This is a genomic window from Sphingobium sp. Ant17 (genome assembly GCF_000588875.1).
Classification (GTDB): Bacteria; Pseudomonadota; Alphaproteobacteria; order Sphingomonadales; family Sphingomonadaceae; genus Sphingobium.
Genome location: NZ_JEMV01000011.1, coordinates 45,269 through 69,198 on the forward strand (window position 1 = coordinate 45,269; position 23,930 = coordinate 69,198).

The 23,930-nt window shown below is 59.8% G+C and carries 29 protein-coding genes and 2 pseudogenes; 20 read left to right on the forward strand and 11 right to left on the reverse strand.

What is annotated here, in order from left to right:
- Positions 1 to 360 precede the first annotated feature (360 nt).
- Positions 361 to 750, reverse strand: a complete 390-nt coding sequence (locus BF95_RS28065; protein WP_130754749.1) for a DUF6771 family protein — start codon at positions 748 to 750, stop codon at positions 361 to 363.
- A 238-nt stretch (positions 751 to 988) separates the two neighbouring features.
- On the opposite strand from BF95_RS28065, the pseudogene BF95_RS07085 reads away from it, so the two are divergent.
- Together BF95_RS07085 and xth are read left to right on the forward strand one after the other, a co-directional pair.
- Positions 989 to 1,231: pseudogene (locus BF95_RS07085) on the forward strand (GNAT family N-acetyltransferase); the annotation flags it as partial.
- Between the two features lie 76 nt (positions 1,232 to 1,307).
- Positions 1,308 to 2,129 (forward strand): exodeoxyribonuclease III, encoded by an 822-nt coding sequence (xth, locus tag BF95_RS07090; RefSeq protein WP_043150380.1) that lies wholly within the window; start codon positions 1,308 to 1,310, stop codon positions 2,127 to 2,129.
- Here xth and BF95_RS07095 read toward each other — a convergent pair.
- Together BF95_RS07095 and trxC are read right to left on the reverse strand one after the other, a co-directional pair.
- Positions 2,099 to 2,428: a hypothetical protein gene (locus BF95_RS07095; RefSeq protein ID WP_043150456.1), complete on the reverse strand. Its 330-nt coding sequence runs from the start codon at positions 2,426 to 2,428 to the stop codon at positions 2,099 to 2,101. The two genes, xth and BF95_RS07095, sit on opposite strands and share 31 nt — an antisense overlap.
- Positions 2,425 to 2,880: a thioredoxin TrxC gene (gene trxC, locus BF95_RS07100; RefSeq protein WP_043150382.1), complete on the reverse strand. Its 456-nt coding sequence runs from the start codon at positions 2,878 to 2,880 to the stop codon at positions 2,425 to 2,427. Before trxC ends, BF95_RS07095 begins: the two co-directional genes overlap by 4 nt.
- A gap of 202 nt (positions 2,881 to 3,082) precedes the next feature.
- Here trxC and BF95_RS07105 point away from each other — a divergent pair, with 202 nt between their 5' ends.
- From BF95_RS07105 to BF95_RS07120, 4 genes are all read left to right on the forward strand, one after another.
- The gene (locus tag BF95_RS07105) at positions 3,083 to 3,358 is read left to right on the forward strand and encodes an HU family DNA-binding protein (protein WP_043150384.1); all 276 of its coding nucleotides are present in this window, start codon (positions 3,083 to 3,085) and stop codon (positions 3,356 to 3,358) included.
- A gap of 301 nt (positions 3,359 to 3,659) precedes the next feature.
- Positions 3,660 to 4,130, forward strand: a complete 471-nt coding sequence (locus BF95_RS07110) for an SOS response-associated peptidase family protein (RefSeq protein ID WP_235209618.1) — start codon at positions 3,660 to 3,662, stop codon at positions 4,128 to 4,130.
- 49 nt (positions 4,131 to 4,179) lie between these two features.
- Complete coding sequence (locus tag BF95_RS07115; RefSeq protein ID WP_081764065.1) at positions 4,180 to 4,830, forward strand: SOS response-associated peptidase; 651 nt, start codon at positions 4,180 to 4,182, stop codon at positions 4,828 to 4,830.
- The gene (locus tag BF95_RS07120; RefSeq protein WP_043150386.1) at positions 4,827 to 5,018 is read left to right on the forward strand and encodes a DUF6961 family protein; all 192 of its coding nucleotides are present in this window, start codon (positions 4,827 to 4,829) and stop codon (positions 5,016 to 5,018) included. The genes BF95_RS07115 and BF95_RS07120 overlap by 4 nt, the downstream gene beginning before the upstream one ends.
- 4 nt (positions 5,019 to 5,022) lie before the next feature.
- Here the strand turns inward: BF95_RS07120 and BF95_RS30620 are convergent, their stop codons facing one another.
- From BF95_RS30620 to BF95_RS07155, 7 genes are all read right to left on the reverse strand, one after another.
- A complete protein-coding gene (locus BF95_RS30620; protein ID WP_327195423.1) occupies positions 5,023 to 5,235 on the reverse strand; it encodes a hypothetical protein in 213 nt (70 codons plus the stop codon).
- A 435-nt stretch (positions 5,236 to 5,670) separates the two neighbouring features.
- Positions 5,671 to 5,988: a MarR family transcriptional regulator gene (locus tag BF95_RS07130; RefSeq protein WP_161774244.1), complete on the reverse strand. Its 318-nt coding sequence runs from the start codon at positions 5,986 to 5,988 to the stop codon at positions 5,671 to 5,673.
- Between the two features lie 208 nt (positions 5,989 to 6,196).
- Complete coding sequence (locus tag BF95_RS26160) at positions 6,197 to 6,865, reverse strand: JAB domain-containing protein (RefSeq protein WP_081764066.1); 669 nt, start codon at positions 6,863 to 6,865, stop codon at positions 6,197 to 6,199.
- The gene (locus tag BF95_RS07140; RefSeq protein ID WP_235209619.1) at positions 6,769 to 7,245 is read right to left on the reverse strand and encodes a hypothetical protein; all 477 of its coding nucleotides are present in this window, start codon (positions 7,243 to 7,245) and stop codon (positions 6,769 to 6,771) included. Before BF95_RS07140 ends, BF95_RS26160 begins: the two co-directional genes overlap by 97 nt.
- A gap of 14 nt (positions 7,246 to 7,259) precedes the next feature.
- Positions 7,260 to 7,595 carry a hypothetical protein gene (locus BF95_RS07145; protein ID WP_043150391.1) on the reverse strand — a complete coding sequence of 112 codons (336 nt, stop codon included), beginning with the start codon at positions 7,593 to 7,595 and terminating at the stop codon, positions 7,260 to 7,262.
- A gap of 54 nt (positions 7,596 to 7,649) precedes the next feature.
- Entirely contained in the window at positions 7,650 to 7,889 is a 240-nt protein-coding gene (locus BF95_RS07150; RefSeq protein ID WP_152542602.1) for a hypothetical protein, read from the reverse strand.
- 65 nt (positions 7,890 to 7,954) lie between these two features.
- Positions 7,955 to 8,230, reverse strand: a complete 276-nt coding sequence (locus BF95_RS07155; protein WP_081764067.1) for a helix-turn-helix domain-containing protein — start codon at positions 8,228 to 8,230, stop codon at positions 7,955 to 7,957.
- Positions 8,231 to 8,499: 269 nt separating this feature from the next.
- Between BF95_RS07155 and BF95_RS07160 the strand changes: the two genes are divergently transcribed.
- The 5 genes and pseudogenes from BF95_RS07160 to BF95_RS07180 all read left to right on the forward strand — a co-directional run bounded on the left by BF95_RS07160 (position 8,500) and on the right by BF95_RS07180 (position 16,622).
- Positions 8,500 to 8,877 carry a sigma factor-like helix-turn-helix DNA-binding protein gene (locus BF95_RS07160; RefSeq protein WP_043150395.1) on the forward strand — a complete coding sequence of 126 codons (378 nt, stop codon included), beginning with the start codon at positions 8,500 to 8,502 and terminating at the stop codon, positions 8,875 to 8,877.
- A gap of 4 nt (positions 8,878 to 8,881) precedes the next feature.
- Positions 8,882 to 9,832 (forward strand): DUF7146 domain-containing protein, encoded by a 951-nt coding sequence (locus BF95_RS07165; RefSeq protein ID WP_043150397.1) that lies wholly within the window; start codon positions 8,882 to 8,884, stop codon positions 9,830 to 9,832.
- Positions 9,829 to 11,892, forward strand: coding sequence for a ParB/RepB/Spo0J family partition protein (locus BF95_RS07170; RefSeq protein WP_043150398.1), 2,064 nt, complete (start codon positions 9,829 to 9,831; stop codon positions 11,890 to 11,892). Before BF95_RS07165 ends, BF95_RS07170 begins: the two co-directional genes overlap by 4 nt.
- 1,407 nt (positions 11,893 to 13,299) lie before the next feature.
- A pseudogene (locus BF95_RS07175) lies at positions 13,300 to 16,330 on the forward strand (strawberry notch family protein).
- 55 nt (positions 16,331 to 16,385) lie between these two features.
- Positions 16,386 to 16,622, forward strand: coding sequence for a hypothetical protein (locus BF95_RS07180; RefSeq protein ID WP_043150399.1), 237 nt, complete (start codon positions 16,386 to 16,388; stop codon positions 16,620 to 16,622).
- A 109-nt stretch (positions 16,623 to 16,731) separates the two neighbouring features.
- Here the strand turns inward: BF95_RS07180 and BF95_RS26165 are convergent, their stop codons facing one another.
- Complete coding sequence (locus BF95_RS26165; protein ID WP_043150400.1) at positions 16,732 to 17,703, reverse strand: MucR family transcriptional regulator; 972 nt, start codon at positions 17,701 to 17,703, stop codon at positions 16,732 to 16,734.
- Positions 17,704 to 18,015: 312 nt separating this feature from the next.
- On the opposite strand from BF95_RS26165, the gene BF95_RS07190 reads away from it, so the two are divergent.
- From BF95_RS07190 to BF95_RS07230, 9 genes are all read left to right on the forward strand, one after another.
- Positions 18,016 to 18,345 carry a hypothetical protein gene (locus tag BF95_RS07190; RefSeq protein WP_043150401.1) on the forward strand — a complete coding sequence of 110 codons (330 nt, stop codon included), beginning with the start codon at positions 18,016 to 18,018 and terminating at the stop codon, positions 18,343 to 18,345.
- Positions 18,338 to 18,832, forward strand: a complete 495-nt coding sequence (locus BF95_RS07195) for a hypothetical protein (protein ID WP_043150402.1) — start codon at positions 18,338 to 18,340, stop codon at positions 18,830 to 18,832. The genes BF95_RS07190 and BF95_RS07195 overlap by 8 nt, the downstream gene beginning before the upstream one ends.
- 121 nt (positions 18,833 to 18,953) lie before the next feature.
- Complete coding sequence (locus BF95_RS07200; protein ID WP_043150403.1) at positions 18,954 to 20,150, forward strand: hypothetical protein; 1,197 nt, start codon at positions 18,954 to 18,956, stop codon at positions 20,148 to 20,150.
- Positions 20,151 to 20,256: 106 nt separating this feature from the next.
- Positions 20,257 to 20,469 (forward strand): hypothetical protein, encoded by a 213-nt coding sequence (locus tag BF95_RS07205; RefSeq protein WP_043150405.1) that lies wholly within the window; start codon positions 20,257 to 20,259, stop codon positions 20,467 to 20,469.
- A gap of 69 nt (positions 20,470 to 20,538) precedes the next feature.
- Positions 20,539 to 20,943, forward strand: a complete 405-nt coding sequence (locus tag BF95_RS07210; protein ID WP_152542604.1) for a DUF5983 family protein — start codon at positions 20,539 to 20,541, stop codon at positions 20,941 to 20,943.
- Between the two features lie 128 nt (positions 20,944 to 21,071).
- The gene (locus tag BF95_RS07215) at positions 21,072 to 22,739 is read left to right on the forward strand and encodes an ATP-binding protein (protein WP_043150465.1); all 1,668 of its coding nucleotides are present in this window, start codon (positions 21,072 to 21,074) and stop codon (positions 22,737 to 22,739) included.
- A 44-nt stretch (positions 22,740 to 22,783) separates the two neighbouring features.
- Positions 22,784 to 23,107 (forward strand): DUF5983 family protein, encoded by a 324-nt coding sequence (locus BF95_RS07220; RefSeq protein WP_152542606.1) that lies wholly within the window; start codon positions 22,784 to 22,786, stop codon positions 23,105 to 23,107.
- Between the two features lie 104 nt (positions 23,108 to 23,211).
- Positions 23,212 to 23,481, forward strand: coding sequence for a type II toxin-antitoxin system ParD family antitoxin (locus tag BF95_RS07225; RefSeq protein WP_043150469.1), 270 nt, complete (start codon positions 23,212 to 23,214; stop codon positions 23,479 to 23,481).
- Positions 23,481 to 23,768 carry a type II toxin-antitoxin system RelE/ParE family toxin gene (locus BF95_RS07230; RefSeq protein ID WP_043150408.1) on the forward strand — a complete coding sequence of 96 codons (288 nt, stop codon included), beginning with the start codon at positions 23,481 to 23,483 and terminating at the stop codon, positions 23,766 to 23,768. The genes BF95_RS07225 and BF95_RS07230 overlap by 1 nt, the downstream gene beginning before the upstream one ends.
- Positions 23,769 to 23,930 lie beyond the last annotated feature (162 nt).

Consider the following 23,930-nt stretch of genomic DNA (forward strand, 5'->3'; position numbering starts at 1 on the left):
CATCCGGCGTTCCGAAGCTAGGAACCAGGCGGGTTCACCCGGCAGTTTCGAAAATCGATATCGTTATCGAGTACCAAAGCGACCATCTCGCCATCTATGATCAGGGCAGCGCCTGTTGCTTCAAACCGTCGCCCAAGCGATGAGTCCCGTGGCCTGAGCGCGACCGTCCGTCTCCCGATCGTTACGAGCGCGCCATCCCGGCTGATCTTGGCAAGGAAGGTTCGACCGCCGTCGCAATATATGGTCAGCTGCTCGCTGTCCGATGCGCAGGCTGCGGTCGGAACAGCGGCGACAAGCAGGGCAGGGAGGAGAAGGCGTCCCATCGAAACAGATGCTCCATGGGAGGGTCCCACGCGAAGCTTAACCTTCCGGCTCCAGCGGCGTTCCGTGCGACAGCGCATCGACGATCATGGCGGCGAGTGTTTCTTCGGCCCGTCCACGGGCGTTGAGGTCCTTTGACGACAGGTCGTGGCGAAGCCATTGCGGCGCGCGCGCGATGACACGCATGATGAGCTCGGAAGTCTCTTGGTCCATTTGGACCCTATGGGTGGTCGCGTACAGACAAGCAATCATCAAGGTGACACCCAAAAGGCGATCGTGATGAAAGCAGGGGACGCATAAAAAAAGCCCCGCCAGAGCAAGGCTCGCGGCGGGACCGAAGTTCAGGGAGGTGCCGCTCCAAAGGGGGGAAGAAGCGACAGAACATGAAATAGCATGTTGCGATGAATGACGGGTGAAGCTGCTGTTCATGAGCGCTGCAGCTCGGCTTTTTCCAGCAAGGCTTGTGGCTGCCACGGCATCGGAACGCAAAGGCCAGGCCACATTCGTCAGCAGACAGCTCTAGCGGAACCGCGCCATTGTCCATCTGTTCGATCTATCGACCGGCTCTGCGAAAATCGCCGATGCATATGACCCGAAAGAAAGAGGAACCGACTATGGCTGAGACGAGGACGTCCGCGATAATGAAGGCGAGAGCCGCTATGAACTCAAGGTCGATGGTAGCACGGCTATTGCGGCCTATGAACGGCGCGATGGCGCATTGATCTTCACGCACACGCAGGTTCCTGAGGCGCTGGAAGGGCAAGGCATTGCCAGTAAGCTGATCGCCGGCGCGTTGGCGGACGTGCGGGAGAAGAGATTGAAGGTCGTGCCGCTATGCGAATTCGTCGCCGGCTATTTTGATCGCCATCCAGAGGAGCAGGATTTGTTGGCGCTCGACGCGCCAGGCTGATCGCAGGGATGTGTGGATCATCCATGGCTTATAACCATTCCCATGCCTCTCCCGCGCCAGCTAGGTCAACGCAACGATGAAGATCGCCACCTATAATGTGAACGGGATTAACGGGCGCCTGCCTGTCCTGCTAAGATGGCTGGGCGAAGCCGAGCCCGACATCGTCTGTCTGCAGGAACTGAAGGCGCCGCAGGGCAAATTTCCCGAAACAGCGATCCGCGACGCAGGCTATGACGCGATATGGCATGGGCAAAGCCAATGGAACGGCGTTGCGATCCTGAGCCGTGTCGGTGATATCCATGAGACGCGCCGCGGCCTGCCCGGCGATCCGGACGATACGCAAAGCCGCTACATCGAAGCGGCGGTTGCCGGGGTCCTGGTTGCTGGTCTTTATCTACCCAACGGCAATCCACGCCCTGGACCCAAGTTCGACTTCAAATTGCGCTGGTTCGAGCGGCTTCATGATCACCTTGCCTTGCTCGTCGATCTCGATGCGCCGGTTGTGGTCGCCGGGGACTTCAACGTCATGCCAACCGATCTGGATGTTTATGCGCCCGAGCGGTGGCGGGACGATGCGCTCTTCGCGCCGGAGGTGAGGGACGCCTATCGCCATCTGCTGGAGCAGGGATGGAGCGACGCTCTGCGCGAATTGCATCCTGATGAGACCATCTACACCTTCTGGAAATATTGGCGCGGGGCGTTCGAGCGCAACGCGGGCCTTCGGATCGACCATATTCTGCTCAACGCAAAGGCACGCAGCAAGCTTGAATGGGCGCAGGTCGATACAGCGCCGCGCGGATGGGAAAAGACGAGCGACCATGCTCCAGTTTGGATTGAGCTGGCCAACAAGCCGGTGCGCAAGGCGCGTCAGTCGAGGGCTGCAAACCAGTCAGCATAGGGCGTATTGCGCGCCATATGGCGATTATAGTCAGGTGCGCCATCAGTCCACCAGACTGAGCCACGCTCGCCAAGTCCGCGTTTGGCAATGTCCGCCGCCGCATGCGCTTCACGCTCGGCCGATACATCGCCGTTTTTACGGGCGTCGCGCACGGCTCTACGCGCCTGCATCAGATCCGATACCAGGGTGGCGCGAACGTCCTCGTCCAACGCGGGATTGGACAGTCGCCACAGGCGACCGCGCACGACGAAATAACGGCCATCGGGCGTCGCCGGGTGGGTGGCGGGCTCCCGGCTCACGCCGGTCGTGCCGCCTCGCGCGCCCATGCAACGATGGCCTGTTGCGGCATAGCGCCCGATTGCCGCGCAATTTCGCGGCCACCCCGAAACAGGATCATCGTGGGAATGGACCGGATGGCATAGCGACCCGCGATCGCTTGATGCGCCTCGGTATCGAGTTTCCCAAGGCGCATATAGGGTTCAAGTTGTCCGGCCGCGGCGCTGAAGGCGGGGGCCATCTGACGACAGGGGCCGCACCAGTTCGCCCAGAAATCGACAAGCAGGGGAATGTCGGACCGCGCGGCATGCGCGTCGAAATTATCTGCGGTCAGTTTGACGGGCTCCCCAGAGAATAGGGGGCGCTTGCATCGGCCGCAGGTTCCTCCCTTGGCCAGCCTTTCGCGGGGCAACCGGTTCGCCGTTGCGCAAGCCGGACATATGACAATCAGGGCATCATTGGGCGCCGTAGCCATTCTGGTCTCCATCATGCGTCGTCTTGGATGGCATAGATGCCATAGATGGGATCGGGCATCCCGAATGTCAGGCCCCGCAAAGGCAAGCAAGGCCTGGGAGGACGATGAAGCCAATAGACTGCCAAAAAGCGATAGCGTCCTGGCTGGACGTTGGCTTGCGCCCTCGTCTATGCCCGCCGTCCAACGACACAGGATATAGCCCATGAACAATACCGACCTCGCTGAGAAGATCGCCGGCGACAACGGCCTTTCCAAGGCGGATGCCCGCAAGCTGGTCGACGCGGTCTTCGCCGCAATCGCTGATGCTGCAGCAGCGGGCGAAGAAATTGCCCTGAACGGCTTTGGCAAGTTCAAGGTCAAGGACGCGCCAGCGCGCGAAGGTCGCAACCCCTCCACGGGCGCCACTATCCAGATCGCAGCTGCCAAGAAGCTCGGCTTCACGCCCGCCAAGGCGATAAAGGATAAACTGAACGGCTGAAATTTCGCGGGAAACGTCCGTCCACGGCGCTTCCCGGCTATCGCCGGTTGACAATATTGTTCGCTTTATGTTCCAATCATCGGATGTCTTTCGAGTCTCCCTAGGAGCGGTCGATGTCCAGATTGCATACGACCCTGGCGAGTGTCGGCGAAGTCGCCATGCATTTCGGTGCGGCGCTGCCGCAAGGGCCTGTCCATTTTGCTCGTGAAACCACCGAGGGCGCCGACGGGCTCGTCGTATTTGAAAGCCGGGGACGTCGGCTGTTACGGTCGATGGGGTGGGGATTCCCGCGCCCCGCGAGATGCGCGAACATGGCGACGATCCTCAGCGGCTGGGGCTGGTTGCCGATCTCACCAATCCCATGTGGGAGCATATGGTCGTGGACCCGCGCTATCGCTGCCTTATCGTCCTGACCCATTTCGCCAATCCGGACGGCGCGCCCGGGCATAAGACGAGGACTTGGTTCTCGGTCAAACATGCTCCCGTCATGGCCTGGGCCGGCTTCTGCCGGAACCTGCCTGATTACGGCCCTGTCTATGCGGGCATGACAATGGTGGCGAACGCCGCGGTCATGCCGACCAACGACAGGATGCCGGTTCTTTTCGATCCCCACGACTATGACGCATGGCTGCACGGCGGCATCAGGGACGTCATCGGATTCCAGCATCGCGCACCCTTTGCTGCTGAGCGCATGGTCGTCGAGCATACAGAAGATCTCTGGCGCAGCGGAAAATTGCCGGCGAAAGCCCAGCCGCAGCTTGCCTTGCTCTGAACGCCGCGCAACACTTGCAGTCGGGCGGCGCGACTAGGCAGGTGCGACGATGTGTAATCTTTATACCGAGCGACTAAGCGCAGCCGAGGTGGCGGCGCATTTCGGCGTCGAGGCGCCCGACATCGCCGCCATGAACGTGCCGGACGAAGTCTATCCCGGCTATCCCGGCATGGTGGTGCGCGAGGCAGAAGGAAAGCGTGTCCTTCAATCCATGGTCTGGGGGTTTCCGCTGGTCCTGCGCGGCATGAAGCCTGGATCCAAGCCAAAGCCTGTCAATAACATTGCCGACCTGCGCAAACCCATGTGGGTCGGCCTCGCGCGAAAGCCCCAATGGCGTTGCCTCATCCCTTTGACGGCCTTTGCAGAAGCGGAGGGCAAGAAGGGGAGCAAGACCCGTACCTGGTTCCATCTGAAGGATCGACCGGTCTTTGCCTGGGCGGGACTTTGGCGGGAAAGCCAGGAATGGGGCGCGGTCTATTCAGGGGTGATGACCGACTGCAACGAAGCGATCCGCCCGGTGCATGATCGCATGCCTGTGCTCTTGCATGAGGATGAATATGACCGCTGGCTCGGCGGATCGTTCGACGAGGCGATCGCTTTCCAGGATCGCTGCTTCCCCGACGATCTCATCGAGATGACGCGCACCAGCGATCCCTGGAACAAGCCGCGGGCAGCAGCATCTGCGCCGTCGCTGCTGTGAGGGCCGATCTTGAACGTTGGGCTGAAGCGCTGGCGGTCGAGCGGGAGCATGGCGCGAACGCCGGCGACTTCATTGCAGAAAGGGTAAGAATGCTGGCGCTGGCGGGCGATCAGGCAGGCGTGGTGCGATGGCTCGACATTGCGACGCGGCTGGACCAGCTTCTCGATGCGAGCGCCATGGCGCATTGAAGGCTTACCGATATCCGAGCCTATTTTGGTTCACCACTTTCTCACAAAGCGTGCGGAAGGTGATCGACCAGCGGGTCTCGTCCATTTCGGCTATGCTATGTTCCCATTGGTACCGCGCTTCGCCTTCAAGATGATAGACCGAGCGCGGCGCAAGCGGAACGGTGATGCGATCGAACCCGTCGGGCTTGCGCCGCCGAAAACGCAAGGGGGCAGACACGCCCAGCGAAATACCAACAACATGGTCGAAGACGGGCGATCGCGGTGCCAGCCGATGCCTGCGCCAGGATCATATCGAATCAGGAGTGCCTGGGCGAGGTTGGCGGAATCAAGGCCAGCAAAGGCTGCGGCCTTGTCGCGCGCCGTCAGTAGCCAATCAGGCATGGGATCCGTCGGTCCAAAGCGTGCGTCGTCAAAATCATAACGCCAGCCAAAGGAACTGGTCAGGCGTTTGCCAAGCCAGCCCTGGAAGCGAAATGGCTCGAGCGTGGTAGCATTGATCCCGGCTATCAGGCTCAATTCCTCGTCGCGAGAGAGAAGGTCGTCACGATAGGAGAGGCCCGGAATTTTCGGGGGCTCGAACAGATCGGGAAACAGGCTGGCCATCCATGCCTAAATTGGGACGCTGCGCTTAGAAGGCAATCGCATAGGTGATTTATGATTTCCCGCCTTCCCATAACTCAATAATCCGATCAAGCAGACGGTCGACGATGGCAAGGCCTTGGGCCGTCATCGAAATCGCGACGCGTCGCCCATCTGGACGAGGAATGTCCCGCGTCACCAACCCTCGCTTTTCCATCTCGGCGATCTTGCGGTGGGCGGTCGATTGCGGAATGTCGGGGGCGGCGGTATACAGAGAGAAGAGATAGACCTCCCGCTTCTCATATTGCGCCAGGTAAAGATCGAGCAGCATGTCCCAGACAGGGCTGGGGCATAGACGATAGCCAATAGCCTCACCAATCGTCCGCCGCATGGCCACCAGCCTGCGGCACATATCGATACGTCTGTCGGGGGGATATATCTGCGCCATGTCATGCCTCCTTTTTTGGATAGTGACCCTTCGCTCCTCTCTTCGGCCCGTGAACGAGCGGGCCATGTTTGAAAGCCCCATTGATCATTGCGGTTCGCCTGAAGTGGTTGCCGCCTTTCTGGCTACGCCTGCGGCGCGGCGGGCCGTGGGGCTAAAGATACCCCGCCTGGCGGAAACTCACATGCCCGGCATGGGCGATGACCAGATGATCATGGACCGCGACATCCAGGCAACGTGCTGCATCGACAATCTTCCTGGTGAAGGCCCGGTCAGCCCGTGAAGGCTGAGGTTGGCCCGATGGATGGTTATGAATGAGAAAAATTGCGGTCGCACCTATCTCGACGCATCGCTTCATGATTTCACGTGGATAGGCGTGGACATGAGAGATGGTGCCGGTCGCCAGCACTTCATCTGCCAATATCTCATTGACGGCGTTGAGGAAAAGCACCCGCAACTGTTCGACCGGCGCGAATGCCATGGTGGCGCGCAGATAGTCCAGCAGTGCCTGTTCGTTCGAGAGTATCGGTTTACCGGCGAGTTTTCCGCGCAGAATATGGTGGATAGACATTTGCAGGCACTCAAATGTCCGCTCGACACATAGCGCGCCATCCAGAAGGCGCATCCGGTCCTGGCGCCGCGCAGAGAGGGTTGCAGCAAAAGAACCGAACCTGTCGACCAGCTGCTGCGCCAGTTCGGGCGCGCGCGCCGGACAGGTGAGCGCGATCAGCTCTTCCAGGGCCTGTCGACACCGCGCCGCTTTATCCGGCTGCGATGTCGAAAGGTCGCGCCGATGAGCATGGTTTGTGCTACCCAACTCCACACCGCCAGCGCATCGACATAGGCACGCGGTACAATCGCCGGCATCAGGATCCGCATCAGATGCACGGCTACCTCTGCGCCTAGCATCGCCGCGACCCAGAGCGGCCAGAACCGTGTGCTTTGTAGAGAAAGCCATATAAACACACTCAATAAGGCAAAATCGACCAGGAGAATGGCGATCTCGATATGATGGAACCGGTCGCCGAACGGGTCGACAAGCCCTACGGACAGACAGGCAGCGCCCAGCAGGGCTGCAGCGCCGATCCTTTCGGGCGTGCCGCCCCGCCATGCGGCATAGAGGGTGCTGACAATGAGCAGGGTCAGGAACGCGATTTGCCGGGTCATGACCCTGATTGAACCCAGGTGGCCGCATTGCGTCAATCCTCTCTTGCGCGTCAGACGACGCGCAGATGGGCAGGCTGATCATGCGAGACAACTTTGAAAAGGTCGCCATAAGCGGTTTGCCCGAGCCCAACATCATCGCTGGCCCGTTTGAGATGGGCGTGGGTTATGACCATCTGCTCGCGCGTCTGCGCAATCAGCATGACAGCAGCGGCAGATGTCGCGATAGCCTCCTGGCCGATCGCAGCTGCAAAACGGGCATCAAGACGAGCCAGGGGTAGCGAGGCGTTGAGTTCGGCAATCCGGGCTGCAGCAATATCGAGCGCAGCTTCGGCGGCAAATAGCCGCTCGGCAACCGATTTGGCGATGGTCTGTCGTTTAACGCGCATAGAATCTCCTTCCCGCAAAAGCGGGTGAACAGGGAAAACATAAAAATGTTGGTTTTAGTGGCGAGCCAGGGCGTCTAGCGCCGAGAGCAGTGAAGCGGCCGATCCAGCCATCACAAGAGCAAGCGTCGCCATGATCGCAAGAGCGATCAACGTCATGTTCGAAGTCAGGTCATTGTCGGGCCTCCCGCTTGTGCGGAACGGCAGAAAATTGCCCATAAGGGGAAAGCGCACCAAACCATGGTAGCCCTCCTGCTGCGTGGCCAATAAATCGGCATCGGCAATATCTGCGTCCACTTGATCGTCAGTGGAATCAGATTGGCCAGACGCAGCCGGGATTGGCAGGACCAAAGATTGGGCGCCTATTTTTGGGCCCCCGGAGAAATCTCCGTGCGGTCCGCTTCATAGGCAGCCACGAGGCGTGCCGCCTGCTGCCGGCCAATGCCGCCGAGCTTGCCGCGCGCTTCATATATATGCTTGTCGACACGGCCGGAACTATTGCCCAGTCGCGAAGCAATTTCCTTGCTGGAATAGCCCTGCGCCACTAGTACTAGGCATTGCCGTTGCCGACCCGTAAGGCTGGCGAGCCTTGTCCTGAATACCGCAATGTCCGGCGGAACGGGTGGTTTGTTCATCATCGCGCACTGTCTCCAGCCTTGCGACGCATCGGGGCAGATCGGTCGCGCCTGATATCTCCTCTGCGGCCCCGCTCACAATGTCATGAAATTGCAACGCAAACGCAACCATTTGGCCGAGCAATTGAGACGAATCGAAGAAATTTGCATAGCCATGTCGCAACTGGCCTGGTGCGGGATGCCGCCATCCAGATCTCCGGGCATGGAGGGGAGGGGATGGACAGGGGATGATCGGGCAGGTTTCGGCCAGAACGTCCCAACGGATATCCACCATGAACGCACTTATCGTCCGCCTCGCGCGCCATATATTCACCTGCCTGCGTTGCCGCAGGGATGAGGCTCTCATGGGCACTATATTTGCCTGGCTCGACGACCAGGAACAAGCGGATCAGGATGAACTTCTGCCTAAACAGCAGTCGCAGGACCGATCCGCATGGTATTACGATCAATCGGCCTTGTCTTCCGACAAAACCGATATGACCGCACGCTGCGCTGAACATATGCCAACCCTGACCCGGCTCTTTCTCTTGCTGCGCGTACCTTATGCCATGCAGATTGACGACATTGCGCGAACCTTCGAGATCCGCCCCCGCCGGGTTCGTCGCCATTTACGGCGAGCCGTGGCGATCCTTGCGCGCGACAGGCATTGACGCAATGACGGTTCCCATCGACCGGCTTGTCATGGAAGCGCGCGCAAAGCTGCTGGTCAACCGTCTGGGCGGCCGCTGGGCCTCGTCTGGCGGCCTGTGCCTTTGCCCGGCCCATGACGATCATCATCCCAGCCTTTCTGTCCGACTGGGCAAGACAGCTCTGCTCTTCAAATGCTTTGCAGGCTGCCATGCCCGCGATGTGCTGCGCGCAATCGCACGGATCGACCATCAGGCGCTGACAGCTTGTCATGAGCCAGGTCATTCGACGCGCGATTTTCAATCCGGTTTCCGCAGCCAGGCGAGGGACATCTGGCATGCGAGCCGACCGATCGCTGACACGCCGGCACAGGACTATCTGCAGTCTCGTTCCATCACCAATCTGGGAGAATGGCTGCGCTTTCATCCGCGAACGCCCTTGCGAACCGACACGGGGCTTGAGTTTCGCCCTGCCATGATTGCTGCTGTGCGCGACAGAGAAGAAATTGTCGCCATCCACCGGACATTCCTTGATCCTCGCTATTCCCGTCTCGCTGCCGACGTACAACCGGCGCGTCGCTTGCTGGGCCGACCCGGCCATGGCGCCGTCATGCTGGCTCCTGCTACCAATATTCTTGGTCTTGCCGAGGGGATCGAGACGGCCCTGTCGGCCATGTCCTTTCTCGAAATTCCGGTCTGGGCCACGCTCGGTAGCGAGCGCTTGCACAGCATTGCCATTCCCGCGTCGGTTAAGCGGCTAATTATCCTGCCCGACAACGATCGTGCGGGCAAAATCGCCGCAATGCGTGCGCTGGCGGCGTATCGCGGCGCCGGCAGGCCAGTCAGGCATATCCGGCCGCCATCAGGCTATAATGACTGGAACGATGTCCAGCAGGCAAGGGAGGGAGGGGGATTGGATGATGTGGCGCAGGAAGACCCGATGGGCGGGTCTTTGGCGCCTGGAGATCCCAGTCGATGAACCAGCTTCCCATTCTCGTTGCCGCGGCGAACCTCAGCAAGTCGCCATCCAATGTCCGAAAGTCGAGCGATGCTGTCGCCGACGCCCAGCTTGAGGCCAATATCGCGGCCAAGGGCATAAGGCAGAATCTGATCGGCGTGCCGGTTGCGCGCAAGAAAGGCCATTATCGTATCGCCGCGGGCGGACGGCGCCTCGATGCGGTGCATCGTCTCATCGAAAAGGGCGTCTTCGGGCCAGACTATCAGGTGCCGGTGCTGGTCCTGCGCGACGCGAAAGATGCGATCGCCACCAGCCTGGAGGAAAATTTCTTCAAGCTCAGCATGAACCCAGCGGACACCTGCCGGGCTTTCCAGGATATTGTCGAAACCGAAGGCAAGACCCCGGCCGAGATCGCCAAACGTTTTGGCCTGACCGAGCGCTTCGTACTGGGACGGCTGCGCCTTGCGGATCTGGCACCCTGCATTTTTGACGCCCTGCGCGACGGCGAGATCAGCCTTGAGATTGCCACGGCTTATGCCAGCAGTCCCGATGCCGTGCGCCAGGCGCAGATATTCGAAACTCTGGGGCAGAGCTATTACCGCAATAATCTAAACGAGATCCGGCGCCAGCTTGCCCAAGGCAGCTATAGTGGCAATGATCCTAAAGCCCTGCTTGTCGGTCCCCACGCCTATGTGGCCGCCGGTGGCCGGATCGACAGCGACCTGTTCACCGACGATGCGAGCGAGATGTGGATCGATGGCGACCTGCTCGATCAACTGGCGACCGACAGGCTGGCGCAGGCGGCGCAAGCGATCCGGGAACGGGAAGGCTTTGGCGATGTCCGCATCGTGTCCGGCACTCATATTGCCTATAGCGCAACCTGGGATCTCAAGCCCATTGAGGGCGAACAGCCACCGCTGACGCCAGAGCAGGAACAGCGGCTTGCTGATATCGAAGTGGAACTGGAAGCGTTCGAGAACCCGGTTGAAACCGACGAGACCGAGGAGGAGGTCGAAGCGCGCTATGATCGGCTGAATGCTGAATATGAGGCAATCCGGCAACGGGCACCGATTCTGACCGAGGAGCAAAAGGCGTCCGCACTGGCCTATGTGGTGATCGGTTCCGACGGTCAGCCGCGCGTCCACGAACAGCTTTATCATGTTCCGGCTGAACAGGCCGACGATGCGCAGGATTCGACCGGTGATGATGATGAAGTCGATGCGGATGCGGATCGCGCGCCAGCACAGGTGGTGCCGGGCCAGCCAAAGATCAGCCAGCGCCTTGCCGATGAGCTCGCTGAAATGAAGGCTGAACTTCTGCGCGTCCATATCGCCAGCGATCCGCGGTTCGCGCTCGATCTCGCCACTTTCTGCATGGCTGACGCGGCAACGCGCACCTATGGCAGCGCGGAACGGGCCACCGACCTGCGCGCCAATGCCCCCGCATCGCCGCTTCATGGCTATGAGAGCGATACGCCTGCCGCCGACCAGTGGCTCAAGCTGGAAAAAGATCTTGATCGATGCTGGATCAATCATGCCGATGTGCGGACACGCTATGACGCCTTTTGCGCTTTGAGCCAGGAGGCACGGGCTGCCTGGTTCAGCTGGGCAATTGCCCGGACGGTCCAGGCGGTGCCTGCCGGGCGGACCGGCAGCGTGTTTCTCGACCATCTGGGGGTCAAGTGCGGGATCGATGTTACGGCCTGGTGGCGACCGACCGCGCGCAACTATTTCGACCGGGTCAGCAAGGCGATGATCCTCCAGGCGTTCGAAACGGTCGGCGGCCTAGAGCTGAGTTCCCGCTACGCGGCGTCGAAGAAGCATGATCTTGCGCTCTCGGCCGAGCGACTGTTCAGCGGCGATCTCATCGTCGAGGCAGAGGTCAAGGAACGCGCGCTGCAATGGTTGCCGGACGCCATGCGCTTTGTGCCGGTTGGTGAAGCTGAAGCCAGTCTCACCGGAGATGGCGATGCCGATTGTGGCGTCGGGCGGGTCAGTGTCGATGGGGATGCTGCGGCGGAAGCGCTGGCTGAGGCACCTGACGAAGATTCTGGAGAGGACCGCGTCGCGCAGGCGGCCTGAGCCTGGGGTATAATGCTGGGGACCATGATGTGTCGTCATGGTCCCTTTTTCTGTCCGCCGTCCTGGGAGGGAAGGGGAGCGGACGAGGCGTGGACCGATCGGGTCCGAGGCCTGGAGATATTTATGACTCTTCCTTTGTTCGCTACGCAGCAGCCTGATCCCGTCGCAACGCGTTCACGCGCGCAACGCCTATTCGATGTCGCGACAATACTCGCCGACAATCTGACGCAATCGCAAATACCGACCCGACATGCCCTACGAAAGCTGATGACAGCCAGCTTTGGCGCGAGCGATGCACAAGGCGCATGGTCGATGCGCCAGGCCTATGACGCGCTTGAAATCGCCCTGATACTGTTCCTGCGGCGGGGGAATAGTGGCATCGCCAGATCCGGAGATCCGACTGCCTGTTACGCCGCTTTGCGCCGTCTTGAAACCAGCCTGCCCACGCACAGCTATCGCAGCGAACAGCAGATCGCGATGCAGCAGTTCAGCACGCCGCTGACCCTCGCATGGCTGGCGGTCCAGGCAGCACGCCTTGGGCCAGAGGATCATATTCTCGAACCATCGGCAGGCACGGGAATGTTGCTCGGATCCATTCCGCCTGGACGCTGCACCTTCACGCTCAATGAACGCGATCCCGACCGCGCGGCGCTGCTCACGCTTGCCATCGGGCAGGCTGTCACCTGCCATGACGCGGAATATATCCATGATCTGTTGCCCCTGGGCAATGACCCTTCTGTGGTCCTGATCAATCCGCCCTTCGGTCGCAGCGAGGGACGCGGCAATGACCGGCAGGCCGGGGTGCGGCATTTGCGCTCGGCCTTGCTACGACTGCGCCAGCACGGTCGCTGTGTCGCCATCATGCCACCTGGCTTTGCTGCTGATGGCAGCGGCGCAAAAGCCTATGCGACGATCGCGCAATTGATCCCGCCTCGCGTTGAAATCACCATCCTGGGCAGCCCCTTTGCCAAACATGGCACCGGTATCGCTGTACGACTGCTGTTATTCGACAAGGGATGGCATGGTCAGGGACAAAGTCATGTCGCCGATAATCTGGACGCAGCGCTTGATCTCGTCCTGGCATTGCCTGACCGGCTCGATCCACCTGCCTTGTTGCCACCCCCGCCGTTGCCAAAGCCACCAAGTCCTGCCGTCGCGTTCCATCTCCCTCGGCCAAAGGCAAAGGATGAGGCGGCATCGCTGTTTCGCACTTTGTCCGCCACGCCACTCGCCGCGCCGGCGCGTATAGCAGCAAACAATGCCAATGCTGTTCCGCTTTCCTACGCCGTACGCGACACGCCTCTGCCGGTAGGCGACCCTGTTGGCATCTATGCGCCCTGGCGGCTTGCGCGGATTGCGATCGAAGGCGCGACACCTCATCCCGACAATCTGGTGGAATCCCTGGCCATGGGATCAGTATTGCCGCCCGTACCGCGCTGGCAGCCATTATTACAACCAAGGGCGCTCGCTGCCCTGTCCGAGGCGCAACTGGAAACCATCATCCATGCAGGCGAAGCCTTTTCACGCGATCTGCCCGGTATGTTCACGCCCAATGCAGCAGGGGATCAACTCCATGAAGATCCCGCAGGGCGCGCCTATCGGACGGGCTATTTCATTGGCGATGGCACAGGCGTTGGCAAGGGCCGGGAAGGGGCGGGCCTGATCCTTGACCAGTGGAACAGGGGTAATCGCCGTGCCATCTGGATTTCGCGCAGTGCTGCCCTGCTCGAAGACGCCCGAAGGGACTGGAGCGCCCTTGGCGGCCTGCCGATCGATATCCAGCCGCTCGATGCCTTCCCGCTCGGTGAGCCGATCACCATGACGTCTGGCATTCTCTTCCTCACCTATGCAACGCTGCGCTCGGTCCGTCAGGACAATTTCTCACGCCTGCAGCAGATATTGGTCTGGACCGATGCTGAATTTGAGGGCGTCATCCTGTTTGATGAATCCCACGCGATGGGCAACGCTGCAGGCACGCAAGGCGATTTTGGAACGGCGAAGGGGTCAGAGCAAGGCCTGGCGGGCGTTCGCCTCCAAAATGCCCTGGCCCGCGCGCGGATAGCCTATGTGTCCGCGACGGGTGCCACCAAGCCTGAAAACCTCAGCTATGCCTCGCGCTTGGCCTGTGGGGGCCGGGCACAGGCTTCACCGACCGCAATGCTTTCATGGCGGCGATGGACGGGGGCGGGATCGCCGCGATGGAGATCGTGGCGCGCGATCTCAAAGCCACCGGCCTCTACACCGCGCGGGCGCTCAGCTTTGCCGGGGTGGAATATGATCCGCTCGAACATCGATTGAGCCCTGACCAGATCGCCATCTATGATGCCTTCGCGGATGGGTGGGCGGTGATCCATGCCAATCTGCACAAGATATTGGGCGCGTCCGGCGTCGTCGATGCCATGTCAGGACAGACGCTGAACGGCCAGGCTAAAGGCGCGGCGCTCAGTCGATTTGAAAGTGCCAAGCAGCGCTTCTTCTCGCAATTGTTGATTGCGATGAAGGTGCCGAGCCTGATCAAGGCCATAGAGGCAGAGATAGCCGTCGGCCATGTTGCTGTCGTGCAACTCGTCACGACAGCCGAAGCGATATTGGAACGCCGTCTTGCCGACTTATGTGCGGAAGATCGTGCCAGATTAAATCTTGACCTGTCGCCGCTTCAAACCCTGATTGATTATCTCACATCGGCCTTTCCCACCCGGCAGATGCGGGTGTACCGCGCCAGCGACGGCGAACTACGCTCTGAACCGATGATCGATGCCGACGGGCAGCCCGTTCATTGCCAGGAAGCGCTCAATGCGCGCGACACGATGATCGAGGATCTGTGCGCGCTCCCTCCCATCCCTGCTCCCCTGGACGCGCTCATCGCGCATTTTGGTGCGGACAAGGTCGCCGAGGTTACCGGGCGCTCACGCCGGATCGTCGTTGATAGCAGCGGGCGGCAGCAGGTCGAGCGGCGCGGCACACATGCCAATATCAGCGAAACACGGGCGTTTATGGAAGGGGTCAAGCCCATATTGATATTCAGCGACGCTGGATCCACCGGGCGCTCCTACCATGCCGATCTTGCCAGCAAAAGCGCAGACAAACGCCGCATCCATTTCCTGCTCGAACCGGGTTGGCGTGCCGACGTCGCGATCCAGGGGCTTGGGCGCACCCATCGTACCAACCAGGCCTGCCCCCCGGTGTTCCGGCCTGTGACCACCAACTGCAAGGGCGAACGCCGCTTCATCAGCACGATTGCGCGAAGGCTGGACGGCTTGGTGCCCTAACTCGCGGACAACGGCAGACGGGCGGCCAAAATATGTTCGATCCGGCCGACAATCTTGAAAGCGACTATGCGCGTGAAGCGCTTGGGCAATGGTATCGGCTGCTTTTCGCAGGCAAGCTTTCCAGCGTGACGATGGGCGACTTCGTCACACTGACTGGTCTCAAGCTCGTCGATGAGGGCGGTAACCTGCTTGAAACCCTCCCGCCCATCCAGCGCTGGCTCAATCGCATCCTGGCGCTGCGGATCGCGATCCAGAATGCGATCTTTGAGGAATATATGGGTCTTATCCAGGCGAGGGTGGACGCAGCACGCGCGGCGGGCACGCTGGACCTTGGCGTCGAGACTATTCGCGCCGAGCGGATCGAGACCTTGTCTGAGCAGATTTTGCGCACAGATCCGGTAACCGGCGCGCAGACCCGTCTGTTGCGCCTCGAGCTTCACATCCGGCCCCGCGTTAGCACATGGCACATCCTGAACCAACGATATCAGGGCATGGACGACATGGCTTGGTTGCGCAACAACCGCTCCGGGCGCGTCGCTTTGCAATTGCCCTCCTGGTCGATCACCGATGAAGAAGGGCGACCCATTCCCATGTGCCAGCTTGTCCGGCCCACCGGATCGATGCGGATCGATCGGGCATCGCTCGCGCATAGTCACTGGGCCTGCATCGATGCCGAGACATTCAAGGGTGACTGGGACGAGGAGGTAGCCGCCGCGGAAGGACGGCTCGACGTCGAGAACATCTGGGTCGCGACGGGCCTTCTTCTGCCTGTCTGGAACAGGCTACCACAGGACGATGTGCGCGTGTGGCGTATCGATAATGGCGCGGGCACATCCATCTTAGGCCGGATCATTCGTCCGGGCGCGGTTGAAAAACTGCAGGCAGCCTTTGGACTGGAACAGGGCATAAGGCTGGGTGCCAGAGACCTGCTTACTGCCGTAAAAGCTGGGGACGACGTCGCCATACCGGGTCTTGGTAAAGCACGTCTTGCCTATGTTCTCGTCAACAGTGCCCGTCGCCTTGAAATCCGCGACTATGATGCTGATGACCGCGCCTGGCTGAAAGCGCGCGGTGTGTTCAGCGAGATCATCCAGTATCGCTTGCGGCTTTTCGTTCCCGTCGACAGGGCTGTCGAAATACTCGACGCGATCATCGCGGAGCGACGCTGAGACGGCGATGTATAACATGGTAATGCGGAGCCCGCTTATCTGACAAGGGAAACTTATGTTCAATCCGTTTCAGCGTACATGCGCCGACGCCTATTGCGAGGGTGAATTCGCCCATGTCGAAGATATCGAGCAGGTTCGCGCAGTAAGCGATACGCTCTTCACATTTCTGATGATTGAGTTGGGCACCCCCGAGGATTGCGACACGCGCGAAGAAGCACTGCGCAGAATGACGGTGGCAATTGGAAACATCCAGGATGTTGGTGCTGCCATTGAAAAGATCCAGATAACCTGAATATCTGGACTTGCAGGTAGCAGTCCTATGATCAGATATTGGCCGCCGAAGCTTATGGAACCCAAGCACCCCGGCGGCTGTCCTGCTTATCTCAATGTATAATACCAGCTCAGCTTTCCGCCATTTCCGGCGCGGACTGCGCGTCGGGTGTTTTTATACCGAGGGTCTTTCGAGGGGATTTTACGGCCTTTGCAGAGCGAACTTTGGGTACGGGTTGCGCTGCCGTCTTTTTCGCGGTGACGCTCGATTGACGTTTCGCTTTCGCAGGCTTCGAGGCTTTGACGGTGTCAACCGGAGGCGCGATCGCATCACTAGATGTCGCCGATATGCTGACTTTGGACGGCGCTTTTCGCGCAGGCTTGGCTACGGGCTGGTCTCCTGCTGCCTTCACCTTGCGCGATGCCTTGGGCGGTAAAATGTCGGCAGATGTCGCTATGACGGCGTCTTTTGGAGCGTCGGTTGCGGACATCTTCTCATCGGCGGTTGATGCTATGGGCGCAGATACAGCCTTGCTTGTGGGCCTGGCCCGGCTTGTTGCGCCCGTCGTCTTAGGCGTCTTTACCTTCCGCCCCTTGCCCGTCACAGGCTCAGACACTTGTTCGGTAGGGACATCAGAGATGGTCGGCTCGTTCGTGGCCGGCGACGCATTAGCAGCGCTCGCTGCGGCGGCTTTTGCTGCAGTTCCGCGCTGTCCAAGGCCAAGCCTTTGCGCCACTTCCCTGCGCTGCTCGGAATAGCCGGGTGCAACCATGGGATAGGTTGAAGCAAGACCATAGCGCTCACGATATTGCGCTGGTGTAAGGCCGTGCGAGGCCAGATGCCGTTTGAGCGTTTTATAAGGCCGACCATCGATGAGGCTGATGAGATGCTCGCGGGAGGCGAGACTTTTGCGCACACTGACCGCAGGCGTGTATTCCGGTACGGGCTCTGCTTCTACTGCCGATGTTTGCGCCACCAGCGCGGCGCGGGTCGTCTGGATCAACCCTGCCAGACCTGCGCTTGGTACCATGTTATTGGTGACATAGGCGCTGAGCAACTGAACGGTCAGAACCGTATAGTCGGGCTGGTCGGCATCGGTCATGGGAATATCCTGTCCAAGACATGGTGAGAATGTCGGCGCTGCAGTGCCGCGGCTCGATAGCAGGTCTTCTGCCAACCATGATCGGATCTGTCAAAGGGGAAGGGGGGGGGCGAAAGGCAGGCACTCGGCCTGTGAACCGGAGATAAAGGAGTTTCGACATGGGCGATCGTACATCAGCCTCCATAAGCATCGGGGGTCTATTATCCCATGCCCTAACCCCTGATCTGATCCATGCGATCAGGGCGGATGGCGGTCGTGCGGATTGGGAGGGGTCATTTCTTAAATCGGGCGACATCGTAACAGGACAGGTGATTGAGGCGCACGCATTCGATCTCAACGGGGGGCATTTTCGACATCACCGAAGATTTTTGCGTTTCAAACGGCATACCGTTTGTTCGGACGTCAGGAAGTTGCAGTGGCGTCTATGGTCCAGAAAAGGTCGTGCACACGGGAAACGGCGTCCTTCACCATTTCGAGCTGAATGAAAACGGCAGTGTCATATTCTCGTTCTGCGAAATACAATCCTTGGGTACGATTGATGCGATCAGAAAGCGGGCAGAATTCGCTAACTTTCTGCCACCGCCGATCAGTATGGTCGAAAATGCCGCCGCAGACATCGCAGGAGGTCCGGATAATGGCTGACATTTATATTCAGGGTAGTTTTGCGTTCACATGTCATATGGCAGAGGCTGAAACATTGGGCCAAGCCTGGTACGCAGTAATGGCACTGCGTGATGAAGTCGAGCCCGACACCCCCTTCGCGCATCTGATTGCTTTGTTTCCCCCGCGTGAACCGCACGATCCATGGTCGGGTCTGCTCAGCCTCTTCGACGATCCCGATTTCCCCGACTTTGGTGCTGATCTCCAGATCGACGTCGATCGCGACATGCGAATAGTGGTGATTTGCGGGATGACGGATTTTCAGCCTGCGCCGATCGCAAAGCTGATCCAGCGCTGCTGTGCCGAAAGCCTGGCACAGGCACCGATCGGCTTTGAATGGGCGGAAGTCTGTTCCAGACCGCGCGTCGGACATTTTCGCGGCGGGTGGTGCGCCATGTTTCCTGATCGCCTCGAATTTGAAAGCACCCATCATGTTTTGTCGGCGGCCCTGAGCGGTGCCGTGATCTGAACGGTGACAGGCTGTTTGTGGAACACAGGACCATGGCCAGATATGCGGAGGGGAGGGGGGAAGGATTTGCGAGGATCAGTGGCGCTGCCCTGGCTTCATGACCCTATGAGGAGAGCCTCCCATGTCCAGTCTTACAATACCTGTCGACAATGCGCCGGTAACGGGTGCCTATCGCGTCGATATTTCCCGCGGCCATAATGTCAGCCGTGTCTCGTCAGAATGGTTTTCGCGCCCCGAAGACGAGAAATTCCTGTCGCTGACCGACCTTTACGACAATGTCCGCACGCGGGCCGAGCAAGCGACAACACGGATCGTCGAAAGCCGATCGCTCCGGGTTGAAGCGCGTGCCGATAATCCAGAACGCCTGACCTTGTTCGTGCCGGGCGAGGATATGCCTATCGCGCCCACCAACTGGTCCTTTGGCCAGCTCTCCAGCCTGGTCGGTGCACCCGCTTCCTATCTGCGCTCGCTACCCGCAGCGCTTGCCGGCATCAATCTCCAGCATGGTCTGCTGGCGCATCGCGGCGAACAGGTGAAGCTGCTTCAGACGCAGGATGGCCGCGCTGAATTGCGCGCGGTTACGGGTCCTGATTATGGGCGCATCTGGGATCATGAGCTGGTCGCCGCAGTCATGAAGATCGCGGGCGACGGCGTGGGCGATACGCGCTGGAAAGTGCCCGGCGTTCTTGACTGGTCTTCGATGCACTATAACCCCTTTGTCGATGTAACGCGTGATACGACGACGCTCTATGCGTCCGATCGCGATGTCTTCCTCTTCCTTGTGGATGATACCCACCCGATTGAGGCCGGACGCCTTGCCAATGGCGATCCGGACCTGTTCTTCCGCGGCTTTTACTGCTGGAATTCGGAAGTCGGGTCAAAGACGCTGGGCATTGCCACTTTCTACCTGCGCGCCGTCTGCATGAATCGCAATCTGTGGGGTGTGGAGAATTTCGAGGAAATCTCGATCCGCCACTCCAAGTTTGCCGCCAATCGCTTCGCCCATGAAGCCGCGCCTGCACTTGAAAACTTCGCTGATTCCTCCGCCAGCGGCTTCATCCAGGGCATTCGCGCCGCACGCGAGCGCATCGTTGCCCGCACCGACGAAGATCGCCAGACATTCCTGCGAGGTCAGGGTTTTTCCAAAGCCGAAACCGGCAAGATCATCGCCACCGTGCTGGCCGAAGAAGGTCATCCGCCTGCCAGCATTTTCGACTTTGTCCAGGGCATCACCGCCCATGCCCGGTCCAAATCCAACCAGGACAGCCGTCTCGACGTTGAGGCGAAGGGACGCCGCTTACTCGAACGGGCGCATTAACCCCGGCTGAGCCCGGCACCGCGTCGCATTCCCCCATTCCCCATTCCCCCATCAGTGACGGTCGTTGGAAGGCGATCGTCACGCTCGCCCTTGAAAGGACGCCATCATGCGGACCTCGTCCCAGCATTCGCTCCAAAGCTTTCGCGTCGATATCCACTTCTTCAGCGGATCTGACCTTTATGCCTGTGAAACCTACCGGATCGATGCGCCAGACTGGTATCGTGCCGAGCAGCAGGCGCTGCAATTGTCGGGCGAGAGCGCTTACGACAATAGTCGGGTGCCGGATCTTCGGCGCACGGCGACATCATCGCTGGCCTGACCATGTGTCTAGCGCGCCATGTCGCCGCGCAGACACACCTCCTACACCATATATTTGAGGAGTTTTCCTATGCCTTCCTCTGCAAAGCGCGGCCTTGCCTCGCTTCTGGCGGGATCGTCCATGCCCGCACGCACCCATCCTGAATTGCGCAGCCGACCTGCAGAACAGTCGCCCACGCCCGCAATTGGCATGATCGGCAAATATCAGCTGCTTTCCACCGCGCATCTCTCAATGAACACGGCGCTGCTGCTCGATAGCTGGTGCAATGGCCACGCCCATGAAGCGCCAACCACCGTGGCGCGCAACGCCCATGGCTGGTTTTTATCGACCCGCTCTATGTCAGCCGATTGCGAACGCGCCCTGCCTGCCGATCTGATGGCTGCCATCCTCTTTGCGCGGCGGCGCGGCATCGATCTGCTGCATTTCGACTGCGATGGTCCAACGCTGCCGCAATTGCTGGTGCATGACTGGTGAACATGAAGCACGCCGGCGGAAAATCGCTTTCGCGTGGATCGGCCTGGCAGCGGCGCATTTGCGATCGGAGGGGAGGGGGACTTTGAGAAGGGGTGGAAAATGACCGCCTGTCCAAGGAGACACATATAATGGCTTTACCTCTCACGATCACCCCACAGGTGGGCGCGTCCCTCATCACGCGCGTCACGCGTCTGTTCAATGGCACGATCCACGATGTGTTGAACGAACTTCTGCAAAACAGCCGCCGCGCTGGTGCCAGTGCTGTAAATCTGGATCTTGAAGGCTCCGATGGTGCCCCCATCCTTGTCGCGAGTGATGACGGTTCGGGCATCGATGACCCGGTTGCGCTGCTGACTCTTGGCTATTCAGGCTGGAATGATACGGTTGCCCACCGCGAAGATCCGGCCGGCATGGGCATGTTCAGCCTTGCAGGACGTCAAGTCGAAATACGTTCCTGGTCGCGCAGCGCGGGCAGGGGCTGGATGGTCGAGATCCCCGAACAAGGCTGGCAGAGCCCAGAGCCACTCGCGATCCAGCCCTGCGCCATAACCGGCGGTACGCAGTTGCGCATCGCTTTGCCGGACGCATGGGCCAAGAATTTGCTAGCCGCCGCCCGCAACGCCGCCCGCTATTTTCCGCTGCCGGTAACTTTGTCGGGCACGTCTCTGCCACGCGAGGACTTCCTCGCCGAAGCTGCTCGGGTCGAAAACTGGCAGGGCTGCCGCATCGGCATTTTCAGCTGGCGCGGCTACCAGCCGGTCGACATGGCCCGTATTAATTTTCATGGGCTTACCGTGCCTTGCGATTTGCCGTTCGTGTCGGAGGTGGGCAAAATCGACAAATGGTGCGTGAAGGTCGACATTATCGACGCGCCCGATCTGCAACTGGTTCTGCCTGCGCGCAAGGAACTGGTCCGCAATGCGGGGCTCGACGCGCTCAAGATCGCGGCAGAAGCCGCTATTTATCGGATGATCTGCGACAATGGCGACCATCGACTGGGCTTTACGGAATGGGCGCGCGCCAGGGCATTGGGCATCATGCTGCCGCATGCAGCGCCCTGGCTTCCATGCTGGGCACCAATGACCGCCGACAGCATGGGGTGCGATCAGGGCGAACCCATATCGTCTCCTGATATGCTGGTCGTGCCCGCAATGGAGATAGATCTTCAGCAAGGCGCTGCGCCGATACTGAATGCGCCGGAAAAGCTCGGCATGTGCACGGTACGGATCGCGCCGGGATTTTCTGGCTATGACTGGTATGACAGACTGCCCCGCCTGCAGACTCTTGCCTTTGTGATAGAGCAAAATGGCCTCGAACATATGTATGAGGCCGACACCGAACTGGATCCGTCCTGCACATCGGGACGGGCCGACGCAATCACGCTCGAACTGGGGATCGCCGATTGCGCCTTGCCTGGCGCGACGCTTACGAAGCGATGCTTCCCGCTTGAAATGCTGGTGTGTCGCAATGAAGGCTATGATCTCGATGATGCGATCATCCTTATTGGAAGCAACGCCGTCGTTTCACCCGATGATCTGGCCTGGCAAATGGAGCTGAGCCTTTTTAGGGCATCGGATGACAGCGATTGCGACAGTTGGGAAACCCAGCAGGACAATTTTCAACGAAGCGCGCGTAACAACGCTTATGCGTTGCTGCTGAGCGAGGAGGAGGCTCTGCTGCGGCAAATCCGCGACAGGCTTACCGACAAGGTGCAATGGCTGATACCCCCGGACCGCACTCTCAAGGTTACAGCGACCCGTACGGGCGTCGAACTGACATTGGAACCGGCGCCATGACGCCTTCGCACCCTCCAAAAATTCCTGCTCTGGGGAGGCTTGATATGCGACGATCCGCGATGTTTACCCTGTCCACTATGCATATTCCGCTCGCCGAGCGACAGAAGATCGAAATGCTGATCAGCGCCGCGCCGCGCGGCGATGATGGCCGATTGCATGTCGCGCATGATGATCTGGTTATCGAACCCCATCTCTACGGATTCTTCGTTCATTGCGGCATCGCCGCTTGCCAGGCCGCCGATCCGCCGGACATCTCGCCTCAACTCTGGGCGCTTCTTTCGGCAGCCAATGCGGACGGGGCGTCCTGGCTGCTGTTCGACCGGGATGAACCACCATCCTCTTGCTGGCCGACGTTCGATGCAGGTTGAGGGAGCACTTCGCCTCTCGTCACCTGCTTGTCAGCATTCTGTCGAGCCCGGCTCTTGCAGAATTATATCATAAAGTGATATTTGGGTCGGAAAGGAGTTTGACTATGCCATCCAGCTTCACCTTAGGAACCCATTTCGAGGGCTTCATCAAGCAACAGGTGAACACCGGTCGTTATGCATCGGCCAGTGAGGTCATTCGCGACAGCCTGCGTCTGCTAGAGGAGCAGGACGCCATGCGACAGGCGCGGCTTGAGGCGCTACGCGCCGAGATCGATCTGGGTGCGAGCAGCGGGACTGGCATACCTGCGGAGCAAGCCTTCGCAAATGCAAGGGCACGCATTGCTGACATCGCCGCTGCCAACAAGGAGCAGTGATGCATCTTTCGTTTTCGCCGGCAGCCGACGCTGATCTGACAGATATTGCCAGTTTCATTGCGCGGGATAATGTTGATCGGGCGTTGACATTCATCGATGAACTTCAAGCGGCTTGCACAAAGCTTCTCGATTTTCCTGACTCTGGCACGGTGCGTTCCGAGGTTCGCCCCGATCTGCGTTCCAGAGTATATGGCAGTTATGTGATTTTCTACACGCTTGTGCCGGGGAGTGTCCGCATTGAACGCATTCTCCACGGTGCCCGGGATGTGAGCACTATCCTGTCGTAAGACTGATATGGCATCGCCCGGTCGTGGCGGCCGGTGCTCGCGCATTAAGCTGGACCGACTTCCTTCCTGTCAGGAGTCGAACCGTCATGCCGCATTGATGATGCTGGCTGGTTAGTCATCGGCGCAAAAAGCCCTTGATGGAGAAGTCCCAATGTCCAACAC

What these genes read in the sequence shown, in the direction of transcription:
- BF95_RS07195 (WP_043150402.1), top strand. Translation starts at nt 18,338, where the DNA reads ATGGCTGACATTTATATTCAGGGTAGTTTTGCGTTCACATGTCATATG.
- BF95_RS07215 (WP_043150465.1), top strand. Translation starts at nt 21,072, where the DNA reads ATGGCTTTACCTCTCACGATCACCCCACAGGTGGGCGCGTCCCTCATC.
- BF95_RS07115 (WP_081764065.1), top strand. Translation starts at nt 4,180, where the DNA reads ATGTGTAATCTTTATACCGAGCGACTAAGCGCAGCCGAGGTGGCGGCG.
- BF95_RS07205 (WP_043150405.1), top strand. Translation starts at nt 20,257, where the DNA reads ATGCGGACCTCGTCCCAGCATTCGCTCCAAAGCTTTCGCGTCGATATC.
- BF95_RS07165 (WP_043150397.1), top strand. Translation starts at nt 8,882, where the DNA reads ATGACGGTTCCCATCGACCGGCTTGTCATGGAAGCGCGCGCAAAGCTG.
- BF95_RS07170 (WP_043150398.1), top strand. Translation starts at nt 9,829, where the DNA reads ATGAACCAGCTTCCCATTCTCGTTGCCGCGGCGAACCTCAGCAAGTCG.
- BF95_RS07145 (WP_043150391.1), bottom strand. Translation starts at nt 7,595, where the DNA reads ATGCGCGTTAAACGACAGACCATCGCCAAATCGGTTGCCGAGCGGCTA.
- trxC (WP_043150382.1), bottom strand. Translation starts at nt 2,880, where the DNA reads ATGGCTACGGCGCCCAATGATGCCCTGATTGTCATATGTCCGGCTTGC.
- BF95_RS07220 (WP_152542606.1), top strand. Translation starts at nt 22,784, where the DNA reads ATGCGACGATCCGCGATGTTTACCCTGTCCACTATGCATATTCCGCTC.
- BF95_RS07160 (WP_043150395.1), top strand. Translation starts at nt 8,500, where the DNA reads ATGAACGCACTTATCGTCCGCCTCGCGCGCCATATATTCACCTGCCTG.
- BF95_RS07180 (WP_043150399.1), top strand. Translation starts at nt 16,386, where the DNA reads ATGTTCAATCCGTTTCAGCGTACATGCGCCGACGCCTATTGCGAGGGT.
- BF95_RS07155 (WP_081764067.1), bottom strand. Translation starts at nt 8,230, where the DNA reads ATGATGAACAAACCACCCGTTCCGCCGGACATTGCGGTATTCAGGACA.
- BF95_RS07200 (WP_043150403.1), top strand. Translation starts at nt 18,954, where the DNA reads ATGTCCAGTCTTACAATACCTGTCGACAATGCGCCGGTAACGGGTGCC.
- BF95_RS28065 (WP_130754749.1), bottom strand. Translation starts at nt 750, where the DNA reads ATGAACAGCAGCTTCACCCGTCATTCATCGCAACATGCTATTTCATGT.
- BF95_RS07225 (WP_043150469.1), top strand. Translation starts at nt 23,212, where the DNA reads ATGCCATCCAGCTTCACCTTAGGAACCCATTTCGAGGGCTTCATCAAG.
- BF95_RS26165 (WP_043150400.1), bottom strand. Translation starts at nt 17,703, where the DNA reads ATGACCGATGCCGACCAGCCCGACTATACGGTTCTGACCGTTCAGTTG.
- BF95_RS07130 (WP_161774244.1), bottom strand. Translation starts at nt 5,988, where the DNA reads ATGCGGCGGACGATTGGTGAGGCTATTGGCTATCGTCTATGCCCCAGC.
- xth (WP_043150380.1), top strand. Translation starts at nt 1,308, where the DNA reads ATGAAGATCGCCACCTATAATGTGAACGGGATTAACGGGCGCCTGCCT.
- BF95_RS07210 (WP_152542604.1), top strand. Translation starts at nt 20,539, where the DNA reads ATGCCTTCCTCTGCAAAGCGCGGCCTTGCCTCGCTTCTGGCGGGATCG.
- BF95_RS07110 (WP_235209618.1), top strand. Translation starts at nt 3,660, where the DNA reads ATGCGCGAACATGGCGACGATCCTCAGCGGCTGGGGCTGGTTGCCGAT.
- BF95_RS07230 (WP_043150408.1), top strand. Translation starts at nt 23,481, where the DNA reads ATGCATCTTTCGTTTTCGCCGGCAGCCGACGCTGATCTGACAGATATT.
- BF95_RS07105 (WP_043150384.1), top strand. Translation starts at nt 3,083, where the DNA reads ATGAACAATACCGACCTCGCTGAGAAGATCGCCGGCGACAACGGCCTT.